We start from the raw sequence: 25,838 nt of genomic DNA, 5'->3' as shown, positions 1-25,838 counted from the left end.
AGGCTGTATCCTTACTATCTGTTAGCCAAGCTATACGCAGAGCCGGCATTCTATCAGGCGGATAAATTCCGGGCTGCCGCCGGAGCTGTGCTGACCAAAGAACCGAAGGTCGAAAGCTCCGCTATCCGGGAAATGAGAACAGAAATAAAAAAGATATTAGAAAAAAAATAATTACGAAAGGCTCGTAACTAAAATATGTTTGTATATTTGCGAAACGACTTTGATAAAAACAATAAAATATGAAATACTACAAATTGTTTGCTATACTGATTCTGGCCGGGATGATGGCTTGCTCCGGTGAAAAGAAAGAGAATGGTTCCGAAGAAAGCGTAGAAACCGTTCTGCCGGATGAGACAAACGAGGTGACGGTGATGAAGCTGAATACTACTGATTTCAACCACGAACTGATCAGTAACGGCAAACTGTCTGCCCGGAACTTTGTCGACCTGAAATTCGAATCGGCAGAACCGATCGCCAAAATCTATGTGAAGAACGGCGACCGCGTGACAAAAGGGCAAAAACTCGCGGAACTCTCCACCTTCCGCCTTGCCAACAAGACGGCGCAAGCTAAAGATGCACTCGAACGCGCCAAGCTGGAATTGCAGGACGTACTGATCGGACAGGGTTACAAACTGGAAGACTCAACGAAAGTACCGCCCGCAACCATGCAGTTGGTCAAGGTGAAAAGCGGATATGACCAGGCGTTGATCTCATGGCAGCTTGCCGATTACGAGCAACGCAACGCTGTCCTGACCGCTCCTTTCGACGGTATCGTCGCAAACCTGTTCGCCAAACAATTCAACACGGCTTCGACCTCGGATGTTTTCTGCTCCATTATCGATACCCGTACATTGGAAGCCGCTTTCACGGTTTTGGAAAGCGAATTGCCGCTTATCAAAACGGGCGACCGTGTAGAGGTAGCCCCCTTTGCCTTGTCCGACGTCATGGCTGACGGCCGTATATCCGAAATAAACCCGTTGGTAGACAAAGACGGGATGGTACAGGTGAAAGCTGCCGTAAACGATAAAGGCAAGTTGTTCGAAGGTATGAATGTACGCGTGAGCATCCACCGTTCGCTGGGTAAGCAGTTGGTCGTTCCCAAGAGTGCCGTCGTACTCCGTTCCGGCAAACAGGTCGTATTCACATTAACGGAAGATAAAGCATACTGGAACTATGTACATACTGGTTTGGAAAATGCTGACAGCTACACGATCGTCGACGGATTGAAAGAAGGGGATATCGTGATCACGAGCGGTAACATCAACCTGGCTCACGAAGCACCGGTCAAGGTAATTAATAATTGAAAATTGAAAAATCATAATTCTAATTCATGATTAAGTTTCTACTACAACGCCCTATCGCGGTATTGATGGCTTTTACGGCTTGCTTTATCGTGGGATTGGTTACCTACTTCACTATTCCGGTGTCGTTGCTGCCTGATATTGCAATCCCGGAGATCACTATACAGGTGTCCGGCCAGAATACTTCGGCACGCGAACTGGAAAACACGGTAGTAAAAACCATCCGCCAGCAACTGATGCAGGTTGCCAGTTTGCGCGACATCCACAGTGAAACACGCGACGGTGCTGCCATCATACGCCTAAACTTCGATTTCGGGACAAATACGGACCTGGCTTTTATCGAAGTCAACGAGAAGATAGACGCAGCGATGAACTACCTGCCGCGTGAAGTAGAACGCCCACGGGTAATCAAAGCCAGTGCCACCGATATTCCCGTATTCTGCCTGAATCTCACCCTGAAAGGGGAAGGAGGAAAGGGGAAAGGAGAAAGTAAAGAACCAGATAACTTTCAACTTTCAACTTTCAACTCTCAACTGGAAAGCGAATCCGCTTTCCTCGACCTTTGCCAGTTTGCCGAAACGGTTATCAAACGCCGGATCGAACAGTTGCCCGAAGTGGCGATGGTAGATGTGACGGGAGTGCTGAAACGGCAATTACAGATTGTTCCGGACATGAAGTTGCTGAAAATGTCGGAGATCACACTCGATGATCTGGAAGCTGCGCTGACTTCTAACAATATCGAACCGGGTAGCATGACCGTACGTGACGGTTATTACGAATATAACATCAAATTCTCGACACTGCTGCGTACGCCTGAGGACGTCGAAAATATATATATCCGGAAAAACAATCATATTTTCCAATTAAAAGACTTAGCACGGATTTCGGTCGTACCGGAGAAAGAAACCGGGGCTTCCCTCTCTAACGGGAAACGGGCAGTGACACTGGCTGTGATCAAACAGGCGGACGAGAATATGGATAACATGAAAGAGGCATTGGCAGAAGTGACGGATTACTTTGCTTCCGTCTATCCGGACATCGATTTCAGCATCAGCCGCAACCAGACGGAACTGCTGGATTATACAATCTCGAACCTGAAACAGAACCTGTCGTTGGGTTTCCTTTTCATCTGTATCGTCGCCATCCTTTTCTTAGGGGATATCAAGAGCCCGGCTGTAATCGGGTTAAGTATGGTAGTGAGTCTGATCATCAGCTTTCTGTTTTTCTATCTCTGCAAGATGTCGCTGAATATCATCTCTATCTCCGGGCTGATCTTAGCTTTGGGGATGATGATCGACAGTTCGATCATCGTAACGGAGAACATCACGCAATACAGGGCGCGCGGGGATTCGCTGGAAGAGGCTTGCAACAAAGGGACGACCGAGGTAATCACCCCGATGCTGAGTTCCACCTTTACGACGATTGCGGTGTTTGTCCCGCTGGTGTTCATGAGCGGAATAGCAGGAGCGATCTTCTTCGACCAGGCTTTTGCCGTTACTGTCGGGCTGATGGTTTCCTATTTCACGGGAATCATGCTGCTGCCGGTACTTTACAAACTGGTATACAGCATTCCGGACATCAAACACAAGGGGTTCAATATGCGAATCAACAATCTGGTGAAAGAACATACACTGGACCGTTTCTATGATGCCGGAGTGGATTTCGTATTCCGCCATAAAACGGCAAATCTGATTTTCATTGCCGTTACGCTCCCGCTTTGCGCCTTTCTGTTCTACGAAATACCGAAAAGCCGTATGCCGGAGATCGACCAGAACGAACTGATCGCCCATGTGGAATGGAACGAAAATATACATATTGACGAAAACCAAACCCGTATCAACCGGTTATTCTCATCGGTCGACGACCAGACGAAGGAACACACGGCCTATGTCGGCCAGCAGCAATTCCTGTTGAACCGGGACCGCGAAATGTCGGTATCCGAAAGCGAACTGTATTTCAAGACAGAAAAACCGGACGGAATCGCTCCTTTGCAAAAATCGGTGGAGAAATGGATCAGAACGCATTATCCGATGGCCGTGATCTCCTTCTCGCCTCCCGAAACAGTATTCGAAAAGCTGTTTGTGACAGGTGAAGCCGACATTGTCGCCGAATTGTACGCCCGCAATAAAACCGAAGCGCCGGAAGCCTCGGTTCTGCATAAGATAGAGCAGCAAATAGAGGCGAAAACCGGCTTGACGCCTGTCGGCGTCACCTTCGACAACCAGTTGAACATCACGATAGACAGGCAGAAACTTCTGCTTTATAACGTCGACTACAGCGAAGTATACCGGTTGTTGAAAACGGCTTTCAAAGAAAATGAAGTGGCGACGCTCCGCTCCTACCAGCAATATCTGCCGATTGCATTGGCCGGTGAGGAACAAACGGTAAACGAAGTCTTGCAGAAAACATTGGTGAACACAGTTCCCGATACGGAAGGCAACGTACGATATATCCCGCTGCAATCGCTGGTGCGCGTCACTCCGGGAGAGGATCTGAAAACGATCACGGCGGGAAAGAACGGGGAATACATCCCGTTCAGTTTCTACGATGTAAACAATCCCGAACAGTTGATGGAAGATGTGAAAAAAGAGGTCGATACCGCCTGGGATATCGATTTCTCAGGCAGCTTCTTCTCCAACCGGCAGATGCTGAACGAACTGGTCGTGATTTTGTTCATTTCGATCCTGCTGATGTATTTCATCCTGGCAGCCCAGTTCGAAAGTTTCCTGCAACCGCTCATAGTATTGCTTGAAATACCGATCGACGTAGCAGCCTCCTTGCTGGTGTTGTGGATATGCGGCCATACGATGAACCTGATGAGCGCCATCGGTATCGTCGTGACCTGCGGTATCATCATCAACGACTCCATCCTGAAGTTAGATGCCATCAACGAACTCCGCAAAGAGGGGGCCCCGCTTATGGAAGCGATACATGAGGCCGGACGGCGGCGCCTGCGTCCGATCATTATGACATCATTAACGACAATATTCGGAATGGTTCCGCTACTTTTCACATTCGATATGGGTAGCGAACTGCAAAAACCGCTCTCCATCGCCATGATATCGGCCATGCTGATCGGTACGGCAGTCAGCCTTTTCGTCATACCGTTAGTATATTGGTTTATTTACCGCAAACACGATGTAAAAACAATTGAAAATTGAAAGTAGGCTATAATGAGAGAAGTTATAACATAAATTTAGCAACAAGGGATGCGCTGTAGGCGCATAGCATTATAGCCCCAGGTTTTAACCTGGGTGTACAAATGCAATCCATGTTTGGCACCCTGTAAGGGTGCAGCTAATAACAAATATAAATATATGTCACAATCACTGGTTAGAATATACATCCACTTGGTGTTTTCCACCAAAGACAGATATCCATTTATTACTGCCGAGTGGAAAAACAAACTTTATGCTTATATGGCAGGTATTTTAAAAAGTGATACAGCATCAACATTTCATTATATTGGAGGGATGAAAGATCATATTCATATATTATTCTGCCTGTCTAAAAACAAATCCTTATCGGATGTTATACATACTCTAAAAGGTCGTTCATCAGTATGGATGAAAGAAAACGGAATACACAAATTCGCTTGGCAAGGAGGATACGCTGCCTTTTCTGTCAGTGAATCCATTATAGAAGCAACAAAAAAATACATATTAAATCAAGAAAAACACCATGAGAAATTCACCTTTACAGAAGAGGTTGCTCATTTTTGTAAACTATATAAAATAGATCAATATGATGAAAACTATTTTACACAAGGATAAGAACTGCAAAGCCCTTACAGGGCTTATAAATAAAGATGGTAATAACCAACCCCAGGTTAAAACCTGGGGCTATCATGCAACGCCCCTACAGGGCATCTATGCTATCATCCTATTATTGTTTTTATGCATATCCTCAGGAAAAGCGCAACTCACCCTGACACTGGACCGGACAATAACGTTGGCGGCGGACAGTTCGCTGGACGCTTTCCGGTACAAGAACATGTACCTGGCCGGATACTGGGAGTACCGGACCTATAAGGCCGGACGTCTGCCGAGCCTGACCTTGAATCTGACACCGGCGCAATACCAGCGATATTTCACCCAACGGTATGACTCGGAAAAGGACATCGATGTTTATAGAAAGCAACAACGGTTCTATGCGGGCGGACAATTGGAGATCGAACAGAATTTCGACCTCTTGGGCGGTACGTTCTATCTGGATACGGACCTGGATTATATGCGCTATTTCGGTGACGAAACGTATAACCAGTTCTCATCAGTCCCGATCCGTCTTGGTTACCAGCAAAACCTGTTGGGGTATAACGCCTTTAAGTGGGAACGGAAAATCGAGCCGCTGAAATACGAGAAGGTCAAGAAAGAACTATTATATAATGTAGAGCAGATGAGCGAGCAGGCGACGACCTATTTCTTCGCCTTGGCAATGGCACAGGTGGAATACGACCTGGCCAAGGAAAATGTCGCCACGACCGACACGCTATACCGGACAGGGCAGGAACGGCATAAGATCGCTTCTATCAGCCAGGCGGACTTGCTGACACTGAAATTAGATGCCGTGAACGCACGCAACACATTGAAGAATGCGGAAATCGCCCTGAAACGTGCCATGTTCAGCCTCGCCTCTTACCTGAACTTCGACAAGAACACGGAAATACGCTTGCGCCTCCCAAGCCGCCCGCGCAATATGGAAATCTCGGTCGACAAAGCGCTCGAACTGGCGCGCGAAAATAACCCGACTTTCCTGGACCTGCGCCAGCAAATATTAGAAGCCCGGCAGCAGGTAGATAAAACCAAGAAAGAGGCGATGTTCAACGCGCAGATCAATGCCAGTGTCGGGTTCAACCAGGTGTCCAAGAATATACAGGATGCCTACAAGAATCTGCAACAGCAGGAAATCGTCTCTTTGTCCGTTTCGATCCCGTTGGTGGACTGGGGCGTACGAAAAGGAAAACATAATATCGCCAAGAATAACCTGCTTGTCACGGAAACATCCGCCAAACAAAAAGAGTTGACGGTCGAAGAAGATGTGATTATGACGGTCGGCGACTTCAATATCCAGCAAGCCCTGATCGGGAGCGCCGAAGAAGCGGTAGACCTGGCAGAGACAGCCTACAGCGAAACCAAGCAGCGCTTCATGATCGGAAAGGCGGATATCAACAGCCTCACCCTTTCGCTGAACCGCCAGCAGGAGGCGCAGCGGAACTATATTTTGGCTTTGCAGAACTACTGGCTGAGTTATTACAAGATACGCAAACTGACGTTGCATGACTTCGAAACGGGGATTTCCCTTTCGAACGAATTCGATTATAAAAATGGTTTGTAACGGCAGTCGTTACGCTTCGGTAACGCATATCCTTACGCCTCGGCAGCGACAGTCGTTACCGAACGGTAACGGCAATCATTACCGAGTGGCAACGGGAGGCGTTAAGCCTCGGTAACGACAGGTGTTGCAACTTCAAACCATCGAAACAGATTATAAAAAGAATGAATAATGAGTGCATCTCCTAAAATATCCTCTTTCACCATCATCGTCACATTCCTTTGCGTGGCGCTGGCGGGAATCGCCTTTATACCGCTACTGCCGATCAAGCTGTCGCCGTCGCGCACGCTGCCACAGCTGACCATCAGCTATAACATGCCGAGCAACTCGGCACGCGTGATAGAGATGGAGGTGACCTCGCGCCTTGAAGCGATGCTGGCACGTATCAAGGGGATCAAGGAGATCAATTCCACTTCCGGCAACGGATGGGGATATGTCACGCTCGAACTGGACAAGCATACCAATATCGACGCCGCCCGTTTCGAAGCGTCTACCATCATCCGCCAGACATGGCCCAGCCTGCCGGACGGACTGAGCTATCCGGTACTGGAAATGAGCAGGCCTGACGACAAGGAAGCACGCCCTTTCATGAGCTACACGCTGAATGCGGCAGCCACTCCCATCTTCATACAACGCTTTGCCGAAGACCAGATAAAACCCCGCCTAAGCGGGATTCCCGGCATCCACCGCATCGATGTCAGCGGCGCCACCCCGATGGAATGGCGACTGGAATATGACAGCCGCCAACTGGCGACGTTAGGTATCGGCATCCCGGATATACAGAAAGCGATCAGCCAGTATTATCAAAAAGAATTTTTAGGGACCGGGAATGTGGAAACCCAGTTGGCCACTTCGCGCAAAGGCGGGCAAAGCAGCCAGTGGATACGTCTCGCCCTGGTTCCGGAAAATGAAAAAGACGGATTCAACCCGTCGCTCATCACCGTCCTGAACAAAGACGGCAAGCTGATCCGCCTGGACCAACTGCTGAAAGTCACCCGCCAGGAAGAGGCGCCCCGGAGTTATTACCGTATCAACGGGTTGAACTCCATCTATCTGTCCATCCGTGCCGAAGAGACAGCCAACCAGCTCGAACTTGCCAAACAGGTAAAAGCGGAAATGGAGCATATCCGGACCTTGCTTCCGGCCGGTTATGAAATACACACCAGCTATGACGCGACCGAATTTATCCAGGACGAGCTGAACAAGATCTATATCCGTACGGGACTTACGGTCCTGATCCTGCTGATTTTTGTCTTGCTGATCACACGCGAGCTAAAATATCTGTGGCTGATCGTCATCAGCCTTTCGATCAACCTCTGCATTGCTGTCATTCTTTACTATCTGTTAGGACTGGAAATGCAGCTTTATTCGCTGGCTGGCGTCACGATCTCGCTCAGCCTCGTGATCGACAACACGATTGTCATGACGGAACATATCCGGAACCGGCATAACCGGAAAGCAATCCTGTCCATACTGACAGCAACCTTGACGACAATGGGAGCGCTTGTCATAATCTTCTTCCTGGATGAAAAGATACGCCTCAATCTGCAGGATTTCGCGGCTGTCGTCATAATCAATCTGGGCGTATCCCTGATGATCGCCCTTTTCCTGGTTCCGGCTTTGATCGACAAAATGGGGTTGGAATGGAAAAAGAAGGGGAAACAGAAAACGGCCAAAGCAGAAACACGAAACATACGGATGGATTGGATCAGAAAAAGGGCCAACCGTTTCCTCAAACGCTTTCCGGTCTATTATAACCGGTACTATCAAGGACAGATCAATTTCCTTTGCGGATGGAAGAAACTGGCTTGCTTCATTTTATTGTTGGCATTCGGCATTCCGGTTTTCCTTTTACCTGAGAAAATCGAATACGACACCAAAGATAAAAAGAAGGTCTACACGGCAACAGATTCCATGCTGATCGAGAAATATAATAAATTTGCCGCCAACGAGACATACAAGGAAAAGATCAAACCCATTGTAGACAAGGCATTGGGCGGGACCTTGCGCCTATTCGTCCAGAAAGTCTATGAAGGCAGTTATTTCACTCGCAACGAAGAGACGGTCTTGTCAGTCAGCGCATCGCTGCCGAACGGGACGACCCTGTCACAAATGAACAACCTGATGGGCCGGATGGAAGCCTACCTGAGCACCTTCAAAGAAATACGGCAGTTCCAGACCAACGTCTATAGCGCGCGCCAGGCTGGTATCCGCATCTACTTCACGAAGGAGAGTGAACGAAGCGGTTTCCCGTATAGCCTGAAAAGCAAGATCATCAGCAAAGCCCTCGAATTAGGGGGGGGAAGCTGGCAAGTTTACGGCCTGCAAGACCAGGGGTTCAGCAACGACGTACGGGAAGGCGCCGGCTCTTTCCGTATCGAGATGTATGGTTATAACTACGATGAACTGTACGAATGGGCCGAACGGCTGAAAGCCAAGTTGCTCACCCATCGCCGCATCAAGGAGGTGCTGATCAACTCGGAATTCTCCTGGTGGAAAGACGATTACCAGGAATTCTACTTCAACCTGAACAAAGCCCGGCTGGCGCAGGAGGACATACAACCGATCGAATTGTTCGCTTCCTTGAATCCTGTTTTCGGAAAAGATATCTATACCGGAACGATTGTGGTGAACGAGGAGACGGAGAAACTGAAGCTTTCCTCCCGCCAGTCGCATGAATACGACGTATGGAGCATGCAATACGTGCCTCAGACCATCGCCGGCAAGCCTTACAAATTGGCAGAGCTGGCAACTGTCGAGAAAGGACAAATGCCGCAAAAAGTAGCCAAAGTAAACCAGCAATACCGCCTCTGCCTGCAGTACGAGTATATCGGCGCTTCCAACCAGGGGAACAAGATACAGGAACGCGACCTGAAGGAAATCAATGCCATACTGCCGATGGGCTATACAGCCAAATCGGAAAGCGCTTACTGGTACTGGGATAAAAAAGACAACAAACAATACCTTTTGTTATTGCTGATCATCGTCATTATCTTCTTTACTACCAGTATCCTGTTCAATTCGCTGAAACAGCCGCTGGCCGTTATCTTCGTGATACCGATCTCCTACATTGGCGTATTCCTCACGTTCTATTGGTTCAAACTGAATTTCGACCAGGGAGGATTTGCCTCTTTCGTCCTGTTGTGCGGTATAACCGTTAACGCAAGTATCTATATTTTGAATGAATATAACCAAATCCGGCAACGCAAACCGCTGATGTCGCCCTACAAAGCCTATCTGAAAGCCTGGAATGCAAAAATCACGCCTATTTTCCTAACAGTCGTTTCGACCATCTTAGGTTTTATACCGTTCATGTTAGGCCCGGATAAGGAAGCGTTTTGGTTCCCGCTGGCCGCCGGAACCATCGGCGGACTCGCTATGTCCATATTAGGAATCTTCCTCTATCTTCCTCTTTTCACATTGAAAAAACACCATAAACCTTAATTTTCATATCCTAAATAAGGATCATCGTTTGTCGTCAGAACATTTGTATGCCCGTCATTTGTACATTGTCAACAAAATGTCAACTCTAACATCTGCTCTTCAATAAAGCAAAATTTACTTTTGCGACCTTTTTAGGCCCGTTCAAATCTTTCCTTCCAAAAGGAAAACACACAGGCTTCTCTTTCTGTTTAAATAGGGTATACTTGCATCGGTCCATTTCTTTGTCATATATTTGGCAATGCCTGACAGATAAGCTGTGAGAAGGTCTCTGCCTCTCAACCCACAGAATGCAGAGTTTTTTTTCACATTTTAATAAATATAATTATGAATAATTTTTTTAGTTATCTGAGATTACTTTTACTCGCAACGAGTGGAATGTTACTATTGTGTATAATCTTCACCATGAATCCGGAATTAGCAGACGGTACATTGTCCGGAAAAGTTTGCTGGTTTCATTTCACATCTCTATTGTTAGCCGGTGGAGTTCTACTTATGGAATTTACAACAAAGAAAAGCCGTTTTATCTTTTCATTGCCGGATGCCTTATTGCTGCTCCTATTCGGTATCGTATTGGTTTCTTACGACAAAGACGAGAATCTTCAACCGGAACGTTTTCTTTTCATTGCCCAGTTGGTCGCCCTCTGGTTTATGCTCAGAGGCGCTTTACAGGCGCATCAGGAATTACGGCCGTTTTTCATTACGATCATCATATTCACCGGGATCGTTCCGGCCATTTGGGGGATCAGCCATACCATCGATCCTACGCCCATCACCCATCCGGTTTTCAAGTTGCTTGAAATATCGCTGAAACCGGAACCTTTCTACGGCTATATCGCGGTCATTTTCCCGATCTGCCTGAATACGTTACTCCGTTTTAAGAATTGCGATAAGATCGCTTTGTGGGAATCCCGCACTTTCCTGTTTTATTTCTCTATCCTCGGAGCGGTGTTGATTATTACCGCCTTGCTATTCAAAATCAACCAGCCCGTATGGATTGCCGCCATCCTTTCCGGGATCTGGGTTTGCTGGACGAGGATGATCGGGTGGAAACAGACGAAAGAAACCATACAGCAGCATATCAAACTGTTTGCCATCTCTTCAATTATCCTGTTTGTAATCGTCGCAGCAATCATCCTGGCCGGAAATATCCAAAAAGCCCAGGCAGGAGACCGCCGACTTTTGATCTGGAATATCACGACCCAGGCTATCATGGAACACCCGATAACTGGCACAGGTATAGGTGGTTTTCCTGCCACATACGCAAAGGAGCAATCTGCTTATTTCGGAACCGATATCGCCTCTTCAAAGGAAAAGCAAACCGCAATCTGTCCCCGATATGCGTATAACGAATATCTGCAAATCGGACTTGAGTTAGGTATTACGGGCTTGTTGCTCTTTATTTTCTGGCTGGCATTCTCCCTCTATTACGGAATCAAGCACAGACAGATAGGAGCTTCCGGCGGAATTCTGGCTCTCGGAATCTTCGCCCTCTATTCCTATCCGCTTCAACTCCCGACCTATTGGGTTCTGCTCTTATTCCTGACTGTCATATGCGTGACCAATCCAAAGCATGACAAACAACGGATACAGAGAAGCATCCCGTATATCAGCGCCATCGCTGCCGTTCTCACCTGCATTCTTTTCTATGGGCAGAAAGATATCTATTATACATATAAAGAATGGAAGACACTCCAGAAATTATATCACAACCAAGCGTATGAACAAGCAGCCAGCCGGTATGCCGGTCTGTTTGTCCGGTTATACCACCGCCCAGATTTTCTATACGAGGGAGCGGAATGTTTCTGTAAAACCGGACAGCACGATATTGCCATCAAATGGCTGGACAGGGCTTTAAAACTAAGTGCAAACCCCAAACTGTACTACGCAATTGCGGAAAACGAGGAGGCGATCAAGCAATACCGGAAAGCCGAAAGTCACCTGCTGGAAGTCAGCCGTATCCTGCCGGAGCACGGATATACCTATTTCCTGCTTGCCAAACTATATGCGGACCCTTCCTTTTCCCATCCGGACAAATTCCATGAGGCAGCCAAAAGGTTTCTCGCTTTCCTGCCAAGTACACAAAACAACATAACGAAAGAGATGAAGGAGGAGATCCTGCAAATCATCAGAAACCGGGATTTCGGCAAGTAACAAATAAAAATTGATAGCATACCGATATGCCCATTCACCGGTATTGTCATGACCCGGCATATCGGTACATATTATATATTTATATATTATTCCATAACCGGAACCAGACGCACTTTCAATGTTTCCTTCCGACCGGCCTTCACATCGGCATCAAAAACAATCCGGACAGAACCGGGATTCGGAGCATCGTAGCTGTGAGACGGGATATTATCGACCACTGAAAAGGCGGTAGCCGAAGGACTGTCGATAATCACATGTAATTTCTTACCTTCTTTCGTCAACTCCATCGTATGGGAATCGATCTGCTTAGGAATAGCGGATGTGACCATCGTCCACCGGACAGAAGCCGGTTTACCGGCAGCCTGCACCTGATCCGTCACCTGCAAATATTGCTCCTTCACAAGCACGACCTCGCGTGTCGCTTTTTTCAGATTACCGCCGAACAGGGAAGTCATATCCAGGCTGGCCCCCAACCGCGCATCTTTCGTATAGGTGGCGAGGATCGGAACCGTTCCTTTTACCTGGTGTTTCTCGCCGTTCACCGTCAATGTATTATGCACAAAGTTATTATAGCGGAAGACATCCCAACGTTGCCCGTCCTGATCACCGTTCCACAGGCGTACCCCCTCTTTTTCCAGCGAATAATACTCCTGCATCCCCAAGTCCTGCGCCCAGCGTACTCCCAAAGCTTCGAACACGAACGAGCCGGCATCCATATGGGCGTGGTTGGCCGAAGCCGTTCCTCCTTTTATCCCGGCATAAAAACCTTCTCCCTTACGCCATCCGGTACGGATCAGGGCTACAGGCACTTTACCATGTCCGGTCCAGATTTTCGAGGCTGGCGGCGTCACTTCTTTCATATCGAAGCGGGAACCATAGATCAGGATGATCGGCAGGAAACGTTCTTCTTCCGCAGTAAAATGCGTATCCTCGCGTGTCAGGAATATTTTTTCGTTCCAGAGCAAAGAGGGATCGTTCAATTTGGATGCATACCAGAACATGGCCGGGAAAGATTGAGTCGTTTCGCGTGCATCACTGAAATTAAAGGCAAGACCGGTCGTCCCTGCCATATACTGCATGAACCGGGCTGACGGCATAAAGCCTTCTGCTGCACTCAACCCACCGTCCGAACCGAGGGCCGATTCCAGAGCGGCGATCAGCATCACATTGAAACTCGTCCCGTACCCCCAGTAATTATAGCCCTCCGGATAGTTGCCGTCGGGAGCATACACTTGCATCGACAGGGGAACAGACGACATAGCCCGTTCAATGACGGCAGCCGCTTCCTTGGCGTCCGAGTCCAAAAGGGCAAGGGCTCCATATACCAACCCGGTATTGCAAACCTGGTTCCAGTTATTTTCCGCTTTCAGGAACCAGTTATATTGTTCGTCGTTCGACGGGGCGAAACCTTTCTGAAGAATCGATTCACGTACTAATCTCTTTGTCTCCGGAGACAGCTTATCGAACAGCCAGTCATAGCCGATCGCAACCGCCATCGTCATCTCGCCGACATCCAGAAAATGAGACGGGTTCCAGTCGCCGAACGAGCAGACAGACACCATCTCCTGCTCGGCACGCAAGCGGTACTTATCTTCGCCGGTCATCCGGTAGACGAACGAAAGGTCGAAAATACGCTTCAACGCTTCACGGGAGACAGCCAGCAGACGGCGTCCCTCTTTCTTATACGTCAGTGTCGGGCAGACCAGCAACCGGTCGGCTTCACCGGCAATCTGCTTATAGACGCGCTGCATTTCGGGGTTATCTTTCAGGCTTTCCCGTATTTTCTGCTCCTCCCCCTGCTTCATCAGCAGGCGGGGATGGCCGATCACCCGGTTATAATCGAAAGTCTGGGCGGCAAGATGTGTGCCGGCACACAAAAGGAGGCAAGTAAAAATGAGATAAAGCACCTTATTCATATCTGTCAGAATTAATGAATTAACGCAGTAAAGATAGAAAATCGGAACGACTGCGCCAAGAAAATTACTCCTCACGACACATTTCGAAACGTTAAAGAATTGATGTTTTATCGGTGTGTTTCGTGCTTGTGATTATAGTGTCGAAGTCTTAGGCCGCAAGCCTTGTGCCACAGGCTCTCTTTTGCCGTCTACTTCAGCAGACGGATGGATGATTGTTCCGGATTTGCCGGTTCCTTTGTGGGTTTTAACCCCTTTAAATATAATATGAAAAGGGCCTAAAGTCCACAGTGGAAGAGGCTTTGCCTCTAAATCTTTTAATCCGTCTGCTGAAGCAGACGGCAAAAGAGAGCCTGCGGTACGAGGCGCAACCTTGCCTGTTAGCTCACCCATGAATCATCATTTATGTTTCTGCCAAATTTGGGTTGCCCAGTTTTCCTGTTGCAAGGCTTGTAAAACACGACATTATTTTATATATTGCACACACATTATTAAACTTCATAAATTTAAGCTACATGAACGTGAAAAAACTATCTTTACTATTCATAATAGGGCTGTTATCAGCATGCACCAATGAGATTCCGAACAACAAGCCGCAAGCAGATCATGTTTATGCACAAATTAACCAACTAAAAGAGAATTCCTCCTTTGTGTCTGAAGAATTAGCTATAAATCTTTTCGTCAATCCACGATAACTCAACATCATTCAAATTAAATACAGCATGAAAACATTCATTATTACTTTAATCTGTCTCTTTTCTGTTTTAACGATACAGGCGCAACTGAAAGAAAAGGGATTTTTCATAGAGGCAAGTGCCGGATACGGACAATACAAATGGGACGCTTCTACCGATCGGTTTGCAATGATAGCCCCATCCATCGGATATAAATTCAATCCTAAATGGACTGCCGGCATTAAGATGCAAATTGAAACTGCATCACCGAATTTTTTATACCTGACCGGATACGCTCAATACCATTATTGGTGTAAGAAACGACTTGGTTTATTTGGAGAACTTCAAGCAACTTATGCTTCTTCGACTAATTTAACACCTTCAAATGAACACGGAGAAGTCGGACTTACTTTAGGAGGCACTTTCGCTTTGACCGACCGATTAGGATTGATCCTTCACTATGGGTACATCGGTTATAGCGGAGACCATTACGGAAGAGATCAGGGAGCTTGCTGGAACGGAGGCGATTTCATTGTAGACGTTGATTGGCGTAGACTGTTGTTAGGTGTACAATTCATATTCTGATCGAACTATTGCACATTTGAAGATTAATCCTTATCTTTGCCGAAATTTTGAAAATAGAGTTTCATGACACAGAGAGCACATAAGGATAATCCAGCGTACTTTTCCGGTTATATGTCGGATAATGAAGCTCATTTCTTTATTTTAAAGGATTATCATTTGGTTATATAGGATGCGTTAGTTACTTTTACTAACGCATTTTTTTTGTGCCTTGTGATCTCGTAAGACAGTTATAACATTCTATAAAATCAATAAATTAAACAACCCAAATTACTATGTCGAAAAGTGGTATCAAAAAGGTGATTGTTCTGGGCTCTGGAGCCTTGAAGATCGGACAGGCCGGAGAATTTGACTACTCTGGTTCACAAGCTTTGAAGGCGCTGAAGGAAGAAGGAATCAGCACCGTATTGCTCAATCCGAACATTGCAACCATTCAAACATCAGAAGGGGTAGCCGACAAGGTGTATTTCCTGCCGATCACTCCTTACTTTGTTGAAGAAGTGATCAAAAAAGAACAACCGGACGGTATCCTGCTGGCTTTCGGCGGACAGACTGCCCTGAACTGCGGAACCGAACTGTATACCAGCGGAACACTGGCCAAATACGGTGTAAAGGTACTGGGAACTTCGGTCGAAGCGATCATGTACACGGAAGACCGCGACCTGTTTGTTAAGAAACTTGACGAGATAGAAGTAAAAACGCCGGTCAGCCACGCTGTCGAAAAGCTGGAAGATGCCGTGAAGGCAGCCTACGAAATCGGTTTCCCGGTCATGATCCGTTCAGCATACGCGTTGGGCGGTATGGGTAGCGGTATCTGCAAGGACGAAGCCGAACTGCGTACGCTGGCAGAAAGCGCTTTCGCTTATTCTCCCCAGGTATTGGTGGAAGAATCGCTGAAAGGCTGGAAGGAAATCGAATTTGAAGTAATCCGCGATAAGAACGACCACTGCTTCACGGTCGTAAGCATGGAAAATGTGGACCCGTTAGGCGTACATACCGGCGAAAGTATTGTTGTCGCTCCTACCTGCTCATTGACAGACAAGGAACTGGACCTGCTGAAAGAGCTTTCGACCAAGACGATCCGCCACTTAGGTATCGTCGGCGAATGTAACATCCAGTATGCATTCAACTCCGAGACTTGCGACTACCGCGTGATCGAAGTTAACGCCCGCCTGAGCCGTTCTTCCGCACTCGCATCCAAAGCGAGCGGTTATCCGTTAGCATTCGTGGCAGCCAAGCTGGCACTGGGTTACAGCCTCGACGAAATCGGAGAGATGGGAACTCCTAACTCCGCTTATAAAGCGCCGGAAGTAGATTATATGATCGTGAAGATCCCGCGTTGGGACTTGACCAAGTTCGTCGGTGTAAGCCGTCTGATCGGTTCGAGCATGAAGTCTGTCGGCGAGATCATGTCGATCGGCAAGAGCTTCGAGGAAATCATGCAGAAAGGTCTGCGTATGATCGGACAGGGCATGCACGGCTTCGTCGGCAATAACGACGTAGAATTCGACAACCTGGACGATGCGTTGGCCAACCCTACCGACCTGCGTATCTTCGCCGTAGCCAAAGCATTGGAAAAAGGCTACACGGTAGACCGCATCCACGAACTGTCCAAGATCACTCCGTGGTTCCTGGAAAAACTGAAAAACATCGTAGACTATACGAAAGTATTGTCTGCTTACAATAAAATCGAAGACCTGCCGGAAGATGTGCTGAAAGAGGCAAAACGCCTGGGATTCTCCGACTTCCAGATCGCCCGCTACGTTGAAAGCCCGGAAGGCAACATGGAAAAGGAAAACATCCGCGTGCGCAATCTGCGTAAGAAATTAGGTATCCTGCCGAGCGTGAAACGCATCAATACGATCGCATCGGAACATCCCGAACTGACGAACTACCTGTATATGACATACGACGGCAGCGAGCACGACATCTCTTATTATCCGAACGACAAAAGCGTCGTGATCTTAGGTTCGGGCGCTTACCGCATCGGTTCTTCCGTAGAGTTCGACTGGTGTTCGGTAAATGCCGCACAGACAGCCCGCAAGTTAGGCTACAAATCCATCATGATCAACTACAACCCGGAAACGGTTTCCACCGATTATGACATGTGCGACCGCCTGTACTTCGACGAACTTTCGTTCGAACGCGTACTCGACGTTATGGACCTGGAACTTCCGAAAGGCGTAATCGTTTCCGTAGGCGGACAGATCCCGAACAACCTCGCCATGAAGCTGTACCGTCAGAATGTGCCTGTATTGGGAACATCGCCGCTGTCGATCGACCGTGCCGAAAACCGTCATAAATTCTCCGCGATGCTGGATACGTTAGGTATCGACCAGCCGCGTTGGGCCGAGTTGACCAGCATGGAAGAGATCGACGCCTTTATCGCAAAGGTAGGTTTCCCGATCCTGATCCGTCCGTCTTACGTGCTTTCCGGCGCAGCCATGAACGTATGCCACAGCAAGGAGCAGATGATCGAATTCCTGAACCTGGCTGCTAAGGTTTCCAAAGAATATCCGGTAGTCGTTTCCGAATTCCTGCAGGGAGCGAAAGAAATCGAGTTCGACGCGGTAGCCATGAATGGCGAAGTGGTCGAATACGCAATCTCCGAACATATCGAGTTTGCCGGTGTCCACTCCGGTGACGCGACGCTGGTATTCCCGGCACAGAAGATCTACTTCGAGACAGCCCGCCGCATCAAGAAGGTCAGCAAGATGATCGCCAAAGAGTTGAACATCAGCGGACCGTTCAACATCCAGTTCCTGGCCAAGAACAACGACGTGAAGGTAATCGAATGTAACCTGCGTGCATCCCGCAGCTTCCCGTTCGTATCAAAAGTCCTGAAACGTAACTTTATCGAAACGGCTACCCGTATCATGCTCGACGCTCCTTACACCAAACCGGACAAGAGCGCATTCGATATCGACTGGATCGGCGTGAAGGCTTCCCAGTTCTCATTCGCCCGTCTGCACAAGGCCGACCCCGTATTAGGTGTGGACATGAGCTCTACAGGTGAAGTAGGCTGTATCGGCGACGACTTCGACGAAGCATTGCTTTCTGCCATGATCGCTGTCGGAAACAGAATCCCGCAAAAGAACGTGCTGGTTTCTTCCGGCGCCGCCAAGAGCAAAGCCGAACTGTTGGAACCCTGCCATATGTTAGCTGCCAAAGGTTACAACATCTACGGAACGGCTGGAACGGCTAAATTCCTGAATGAAAACGGCATCCCTGCGACAACTGTTTGCTGGCCTGACGAACAGGGCGACCTGAACATCATGGATCTGTTCAGCCAGCACGTGTTCGAACTGGTTGTCAACATTCCGAAGGATCACAGCAAACGCGAGCTGACCAATGGTTACAAGATCCGTCGTGCAGCGATCGATCACAACATTCCATTGATCACCAACGCCCGCCTGGCAAGCGCCTTTATCAGCGCCTTCTGCAATATGGATGAAAAAGACATCCAGATTAAGAGCTGGCAGGAATATAAATAATTAAGAATTTAATTATATTTGTAGCACAATTCAGGCACGGATTACACGGATTACACAGTTTTCATAATCGACAAACCGTGAAATCCGCGAAATCCGTGCCAATTATTCATACAGACCTATGTACAGACTACTGATCATTCTCATTTCTTTCCTGTTCACGGCACATGCCGTGTGCGCGTCAGTAGCCATCCCCTATGTATTTGTAAAAAACTATACGGTCGACGATTATAAGGCGAGTTGCCAGAACTGGGGCTTTTCGCTGACACCCGACGGCATGTTGTATGTCGCCAACAATTCCGGCCTGCTTGCTTTCGACGGCAATACCTGGAAACTATATTCGCTGCCGGGACAGGAAGAGGTGACCGGCGTAACGAACTACAACGACACGATCTACACCCGCAACGAGACGATGTTAGGAAGCTGGACATGCGACAAAGACGGAGTCCTCCACTACCATCCGCTGAACACGGTTCCGCCGGAAGTCCGCTTCACTCCTCCACCCGTTGAAATACCTTTCACTTTACCGATAGAAATACAGAATGCACAACCGAGCGCCTTCGCTACCAACGGCACGCTCTTTTTCATCGGAACCCTGACACAAGGATTATATATCACGGACTCCGACGGTACTATCCTGCAACATTTGTCTCTGCAGAACCAGCTACAGGACAACATCGTCCGCTTTATCTGCGTACAGGACTCCCGGCAAATCTGGGTGGCGCTCGACAACGGATTATCACAAATATCTTTCGATCCACCGATCACCTTATTAGGGAAAAGAAGCGCGATCGGCAAACTGGCGAATGCCGGACTGGATGGCAAAGAATTGTATATCCAGACCAACCTCGGCTATTTCAAACGCTCATTGGAAGCCGCAAGCCCTTTCGTCCCCGCGAGCGAAGCCGAAGCACAGCCTTGCTTAAGGATCGAGAAAGAACCTGCTCCGACCGTTAAGCAATTATTCCGGGACACGGAAGCATTGGGCATATTCGCCGATGCCGAACATGTTTATCCGGCAGGTGACGACCTGTACTGGCTCTCGACCGGAAACGAAGCCGGCCTGTTTCATGTGGCAGACGGTATCGGGACATTGAAATGCCGCCTGCTCTTCGACAATTACAATATGAACCTCGTGACAAGAGGCAAACGCATCATCCCATTAAACGACTCCCTGGTATTGATCTCCGCCATGCAAGGCACTTTACTGATCAACATCCGGGAACTGATCGGTAACAGTCTCGGCAATACGGCGTTGAAGATTTCCGGACTTGAGTATATAGATGTTTCCGGCACTCACCTCTTGCCGATCAACACGCAACGCCTCTCTCTACCGCATGATTTCCAAGAATTTAATGCTTGGGTAGGCACTACGATATTCACCTCCAACCACCAGATCAGTTACAAGATCGAAGGAGTCTCCTCGGATTGGTCTCCCTGGCAACACGACGGAAAAATCACTTTCCTGCAATTGCCGGAAGGACGGTACGAATTAAAAGTCCGCAAGTACATAATCAAAGGTCCTTATCCCGAACTCACTTTGTCCATCGAAGTCCGTCCTCCCTGGTATAATACGGTATGGGCATGGCTGGTCTACATCGCATTCGTCTGGTTTGTCGTGCAGACCGTACTTCGCTATAACCTGAAAAACCTTCAACGGGAAGAGCAGGCAAAGGCCGAAGCCAAACGGCAGGCCGAACAACAGCAAATGCAGGAAATAAAGAACCGGATGCTCGAAGCGGAGTTGCAGAGCAAGAATAACGAACTGACATTGCAAACAACCGCCCTTGTCAAACGCAACCAGGCAATCCAAAAACTGTTAGAAGAACTGGAAAAACAAAAAGAGACGTTGGGCGAACGCTATCCCAACAAGCTCTACGACCGCATGAAGGTGCTGATGGAGGAAGCCCTGAACAACCAGGCGGACTGGGTGCTGTTTGAAAGTCATTTCAACAGCACGCACCAGAATTTCATAGACCGCCTCAGACAACAATACAGCGACCTTACGACAGGCGATCTCCGTGTCTGCTGCCTGCTCCGCATGAACCTGTCCACAAAGGAAATTGCATCCCTTATGAACGTATCGTTACGGGCTATAGAGCTGCGCCGATACCGCCTGAGAAAGCGTTTGGAGCTGGAAGGCGATACAAATCTGGTTGATTTTTTAATGAGTTACTAAAATATTTTCTTAGAAAAGCATATTCTATATATTACTACAGCTCAATCATTTAATCATACTCAAAAAGGAGATGAGAAAGTAATGTAGTAGTATTCCCAACCCCTCAAAACACTTGCGCAATCCATGTAGTAGTCCTTTCTTTGTACGCCCCTGCGGATTATCTTTTCTTTGCAACCAAAATCTAATTTTTTAGACATGATGAAACACGAACTGGAAGATCAATTGAAGGCATTCGAGAAGAAAGGTATCGATCGCCGCCACTTTTTCAAACTAATGGCAATGGCCGGTTTACTGACCGCTGCAAGTACACAAAAGGCAAAAGCGTTTTCAAGCAATGCCAAAGGTAAAATCGTAATTATCGGCGGAGGCGCTGCCGGTATCAGTATGGCTGCCCGTTTAAAGAGTTGGCTGGACAAGCCGGATATCACCCTGATCGATCCCAGTGACCGTCAGTTTTATCAACCGGGTTTCACCCTGATCGCGTCGGGTGTGTACCAACCGGATGACGTCTGGAAAAAGCAGGAAGACTGCATGCCCAGCGATATCAAATGGATTAAAGATTCTGTTGCCGCCGTCGATCCCGTATGGAATCAGGTAACGACTAAAAATAACGGAAAGATCGCTTACGACTTTCTGGTCCTGACCCCCGGAATCCAGATCAACTGGGAAAAGGTGGAAGGTATCACGCAAGCGACACTTGGACAAGGAAACGCTCACAGCATCTATGATTTCGAAGGTGCACAAAAGACCTGGAAAGCTCTACAGGAATTTTCCAAAACAGGCGGACGTGGAATCTACACCGACACTTATACCAAGCATAAATGTGGCGGTGCACCCAAAAAAATCTGTCTGTTGACAGAACATTACAACCGTAAGCAGGGAACACGTGACAAGGTAGACCTGAATTACTATACAGCTTCCAAGGAATTGTATGATATTCCCTACTTCACTCCCCGCTTGTTGGAAATCTACAAAGAGCGCAACATTCCTATCAACCTGAATGTACGCGTGAAAGGCGTAGACACGGCTGCCAAGCAGGTACATTTCGAGAAGATCGAAACAGTGGGCGATCAAAAAGTCTACACGCCGTTTGTAGAAGATTATGACTTCCTGCATTTCACGCCGCCGATGTCGGCTCCCGATTTCGTAAAAGAAGCCGGACTGGGATGGACGGAAGGCAAACTGGCCGCCGATGCCTGGGTAATGGTAGACAAAGAAACGCTGGTGCACAAGACATATCCGAATATCGTCTCCTTAGGAGACGTAGCCGGAATCCCGACCAGCAAGACATCCGCAGCGATCCGCAAGCAAGTGCCTATCGCTGCCAAGAACCTGATTTCGCTGATGGAAGGCAAAGAGCCGGCCGAGAAATACGACGGATATGCCGCCTGCCCGATCGTAACGGACTACGGGCATGTTCTCCTGTGCGAGTTCAACTACAAGAAAGAGGCCGAAAACTCGTTCCCGTTCACGATGATGGACACATCGAAGGAACTCTGGGCTGCATGGATGCTGAAGGTTTATTTCCTGAAACCCATGTATTTCTACGGAATGTTGAACGGCTGGGCATGATAACCTAAACAACTCCCTATAATAAAAATGCCAAACTGAAAATCCCCCGGCTCGCTTGTAAGAGTACGGGGGGATTTTATTTTAAAGCCCTTCCTTCTTCCGGGTAACCTTGTCCACCAGGTAAACAATCGATTTATAGGAAATACCGCTGTTCATCGTCAGGCCGATTTCGCAGGTCCGGCTGTTACTATATCCTTCGGTGGCCCCTTCCAGGCTGGCGGGCAATGTTCGCAAGGCGGAAGCGTTCAGTTCGGGATAGAAGAAACCCCGGTCGCCCGCCCATCCGCAACAGGTCACCTCCATCGGCGAAACGACTTTGGCGGCGCACATGCCGGCAAGCGCCTGCAATTTGGCTGTCACTCCCATTTTCGTTGTGCTGCACGTGCTATGGACGGCAACCGTAAGCGGCAGAGGCTCGAACTCCAACCGGTCCAGCATGAAATCATAAATAAATTCGACCGGCTCGTAAAGGCGCAACCGTTTGTCCAGAGTTTCGCGCATATGGAGCAGGCAGGGGCTCATATCGCAAAGGATCGGCAAAGTCCCGTTATTACTGATCTTCAATAAAGCCTCGTTCAATTCCTCCTCCTTTTCCTTAGCCTGCCTGCGGAATCCTTTGCTACTGAAAGCCATACCGCAGCAGAGGCGGTGAATATTTTCCGGATAACGAATGGCGAACCCGGCCTTATGCAACAGGGAGATTGTCTTTTCCGTCACACTTGCTTTCTCGTCATAATCGGCAGAGGCTCCCATCGTGCGGGTGATACAAGAGGGAAAATAAACCATTTCGGACTGTCCCGGAAGCGGTGTCTCGGTCGTATAATCGAGTTTGCGGGCTCCCGACGGCGTATGCCGCGTCCAAAGCGGGAAACGATGGCCGCTGATCCGGAACAGGCCGCGCGTGATTCCTTCCATCGTCCCATAGCCGATCACTTTGGAAACGCCATGTGCAAAGGAAAGCATAGGGCGCAACATATTCGTGACCGAATCCATGTCTTTCGCAATAAAAGAGGCGATCCGGTTCGCGGCCTTCCCGTTCTCTTTCCAACGCAGTTCCTTGATCAGCAAACCGGTATTGATCCCGACCGGACAGGCTGTCCCACAAAGGCCGTCCGTGGCGCACGTTTCATTCCCCTTATATTGAAAGGCTTTCTTCAGTTCGGCGTAACGGAGAGTATCCGTCTCGCCTCTTTCCGCCATCGCCGACAAGGTACGGTAGATCACGATACGCTGGCGGGGCGTGATCGTCAGGTTGCGTGCCGGGCACTGCACTTCGCAGAAACCGCACTCGATACAACGGTCTATCAGATCGTTCGCCAGCGGCATCTGCTTGAGGTTCCTGACAAGCACCTGCGGATCGTCGTTGATCAGCACACCGGGGTTCAACAAGTTCAGCGGGTCCATCAGCTTCTTGATATCTTTCATCAACAGGTAGATATCGTCTCCCCATTCCTGGCGGACAAACGGAGCCATATTGCGCCCCGTCCCGTGTTCGGCTTTCAGGCTGCCGTCATGCCGGAGCACCGTGTCGGTCAGTTCCTGCATAAAGGCGGCATACCCCTTCACCCCTTCCGGGCGGTTGATATCCGGGAAAATGGTGAAATGGACATTTCCGTCCAACAAGTGCCCCCACATCACGGCATCGGGATAATGATGTCTGGCAAGCACTTCGCGCACATCAGTCAGGGCGTCTCCCAAGACATCCCCCCGGAAAGCGATATCTTCTATAATGGAAACCGTCCCCCGCGGACGTCCTGCCGCAGCCGACGTAAACAGGCCGCTCCGTACACGCCAGTAAGTGGCATACAGCCCCGGATCGGTGGTAAAAGAAACCGGATAAAGCGTTTGTACGGAAGAGAGCTTCTCTTCAATCTCGGCAAACTGCTTTTGCAGCGTCTGCTCGTCATTGGCAGAGGTATCGATCAGGAGGGCGACCGCCTCATCCGGCAAAGTCCGGAGCGTTTCGGGCATACCCGGCTCGTTCTCGACGGCACGGAGGGCATTGCGGTCCATCAATTCGGCAGCCGAAACACTGCACTCGCGAAGCGGCAGAATAGATTTGCAGGCTTCGCGGATAGAGGGGAAGTAGAGCAAAGCCGAGGCTTTCAGTTTCAGGTCGGGGACCGTCTCGAAGGTCACTTCCGAGATAAAACCGAGCGTTCCTTCCGAACCGATCATCAGATGCATCAGGATATCGACCGGATCGTCATAGTCGACCAGCGAATTAACCCCGTACCCGCAAGTATTCTTCAGTTCGTATTTATGACGTATGCGAGCCTCCATTTCCGGATTTTGCTTCACCCTTTCCAGGAGTGCAAGCAGGCCGTCCACCCATTCGGGATGGCTCTCGGCAAAATGTCTCCGGCTTTCGGCCGAAGCGGTATCGAGCAAAGTCCCGTCCGACAGGATCAGGCGCATGCTGTGGACCGTATGATAGGAATTATAGGTAATACCGTAGCTGGAACCACTGGCATTGTTGGCCACGATCCCGCTGATACGGGCCGATTTGATGGAAGCCGGACTCGGTCCCAACTTCCTCCCGTAACGTTTCAGCAGCCGGTTGGCATGATCGCCGGTAATCCCGCAAGGGAAAGTTGCCAGCCGTCCGTCTTCTGAAATCTTCGTCTTCCCGAAATCGGGACCGATCTCCACGAGGACGGAGTCCGTAATGGTCTGTCCCGACAAGGATGTGCCTCCTGCTTTAAAAGTCAAAGGTTTACCGGCTGACCGGCACTCGGCCAGGACTTCCTGCACTTCTGCTTCACTGTTTACAATCTCTACCCTTTCCGGTATCAGCCGGTACAAGCCGGCATCCGTTCCTTTTGCCAATGTGGTAAGCGCATCGGTATACGATTTCCTTTTCATAAATATGTTTTCTTAGATAAAGACAAAGATATAAACAGGGACAAGTCTTATTATATAATATCACTTCTTTAACAACAATACACATCCTTTACAAATAAAGGCACATCCTCCTTTCCCTCCCCAAAAAGACCTTCTTGCCGTGAGATGTGTAGTTTTGTTTCGAATCGAATGTACCACTTAAGATTATCCCCTAAATACCCCTCTGGTTGTTTTATTTAATTAGGGTTCACACTGTTCGGGGGACTCTGTAGATCAGCACGTTGCTGTGAACCCTGTGAATGCAAGATAAAAAAAGATGGGATCGATCGATAGGATTGGATGATCGTAAACAGGTT

Annotated in this window: 13 protein-coding genes and 1 pseudogene; 11 read left to right on the top strand and 3 right to left on the bottom strand. The window is 48.6% G+C overall.

The window, feature by feature from the left end:
- The 7 genes and pseudogenes from H8S65_RS21400 to H8S65_RS13695 all read left to right on the top strand — a co-directional run.
- Positions 1–171, top strand: a pseudogene (locus tag H8S65_RS21400) (O-antigen ligase family protein); the annotation flags it as partial.
- A gap of 68 nt (positions 172–239) precedes the next feature.
- Positions 240–1,304, top strand: coding sequence for an efflux RND transporter periplasmic adaptor subunit (locus H8S65_RS13720; protein WP_186930499.1), 1,065 nt, complete (start codon positions 240–242; stop codon positions 1,302–1,304).
- 26 nt (positions 1,305–1,330) lie between these two features.
- Positions 1,331–4,462, top strand: coding sequence for an efflux RND transporter permease subunit (locus tag H8S65_RS13715; RefSeq protein WP_186930498.1), 3,132 nt, complete (start codon positions 1,331–1,333; stop codon positions 4,460–4,462).
- A gap of 156 nt (positions 4,463–4,618) precedes the next feature.
- Positions 4,619–5,074, top strand: coding sequence for an IS200/IS605 family transposase (tnpA, locus tag H8S65_RS13710; protein WP_186930497.1), 456 nt, complete (start codon positions 4,619–4,621; stop codon positions 5,072–5,074).
- Positions 5,046–6,635: a TolC family protein gene (locus tag H8S65_RS13705; protein ID WP_255489229.1), complete on the top strand. Its 1,590-nt coding sequence runs from the start codon at positions 5,046–5,048 to the stop codon at positions 6,633–6,635. The genes tnpA and H8S65_RS13705 overlap by 29 nt, the downstream gene beginning before the upstream one ends.
- 168 nt (positions 6,636–6,803) lie before the next feature.
- The gene (locus tag H8S65_RS13700) at positions 6,804–10,076 is read left to right on the top strand and encodes an efflux RND transporter permease subunit (protein ID WP_186930496.1); all 3,273 of its coding nucleotides are present in this window, start codon (positions 6,804–6,806) and stop codon (positions 10,074–10,076) included.
- Positions 10,077–10,478: 402 nt separating this feature from the next.
- Positions 10,479–12,227: an O-antigen ligase family protein gene (locus H8S65_RS13695; RefSeq protein ID WP_255489228.1), complete on the top strand. Its 1,749-nt coding sequence runs from the start codon at positions 10,479–10,481 to the stop codon at positions 12,225–12,227.
- Between the two features lie 86 nt (positions 12,228–12,313).
- Here H8S65_RS13695 and H8S65_RS13690 read toward each other — a convergent pair whose 3' ends face one another.
- Together H8S65_RS13690 and H8S65_RS13685 are read right to left on the bottom strand one after the other, a co-directional pair.
- Positions 12,314–14,143, bottom strand: coding sequence for a heparinase II/III domain-containing protein (locus H8S65_RS13690; protein ID WP_186930494.1), 1,830 nt, complete (start codon positions 14,141–14,143; stop codon positions 12,314–12,316).
- A gap of 132 nt (positions 14,144–14,275) precedes the next feature.
- Positions 14,276–14,533: a hypothetical protein gene (locus H8S65_RS13685; RefSeq protein WP_186930493.1), complete on the bottom strand. Its 258-nt coding sequence runs from the start codon at positions 14,531–14,533 to the stop codon at positions 14,276–14,278.
- Positions 14,534–14,862: 329 nt separating this feature from the next.
- Between H8S65_RS13685 and H8S65_RS13680 the strand changes: the two genes are divergently transcribed.
- From H8S65_RS13680 to H8S65_RS13665, 4 genes are all read left to right on the top strand, one after another.
- Positions 14,863–15,399 (top strand): hypothetical protein, encoded by a 537-nt coding sequence (locus H8S65_RS13680; RefSeq protein WP_186930492.1) that lies wholly within the window; start codon positions 14,863–14,865, stop codon positions 15,397–15,399.
- A gap of 272 nt (positions 15,400–15,671) precedes the next feature.
- Entirely contained in the window at positions 15,672–18,890 is a 3,219-nt protein-coding gene (carB, locus tag H8S65_RS13675) for a carbamoyl-phosphate synthase (glutamine-hydrolyzing) large subunit (RefSeq protein ID WP_186930491.1), read from the top strand.
- Between the two features lie 118 nt (positions 18,891–19,008).
- On the top strand, positions 19,009–21,066 hold the full coding sequence (locus H8S65_RS13670) for a transcriptional regulator (RefSeq protein WP_186930490.1): 2,058 nt from the start codon (positions 19,009–19,011) through the stop codon (positions 21,064–21,066).
- Between the two features lie 195 nt (positions 21,067–21,261).
- Positions 21,262–22,638 carry an NAD(P)/FAD-dependent oxidoreductase gene (locus H8S65_RS13665; protein WP_186930489.1) on the top strand — a complete coding sequence of 459 codons (1,377 nt, stop codon included), beginning with the start codon at positions 21,262–21,264 and terminating at the stop codon, positions 22,636–22,638.
- Positions 22,639–22,719: 81 nt separating this feature from the next.
- Here the strand turns inward: H8S65_RS13665 and H8S65_RS13660 are convergent, their stop codons facing one another.
- On the bottom strand, positions 22,720–25,503 hold the full coding sequence (locus H8S65_RS13660) for an FAD-binding and (Fe-S)-binding domain-containing protein (protein WP_186930488.1): 2,784 nt from the start codon (positions 25,501–25,503) through the stop codon (positions 22,720–22,722).
- Positions 25,504–25,838: the final 335 nt, after the last annotated feature.

It is taken from the genome of Parabacteroides hominis, from assembly GCF_014287585.1.
In the GTDB taxonomy this organism is placed as follows: Bacteria; Bacteroidota; Bacteroidia; order Bacteroidales; family Tannerellaceae; genus Parabacteroides; species Parabacteroides hominis.
This window is presented reverse-complemented; position numbering and strand designations above follow the sequence as displayed.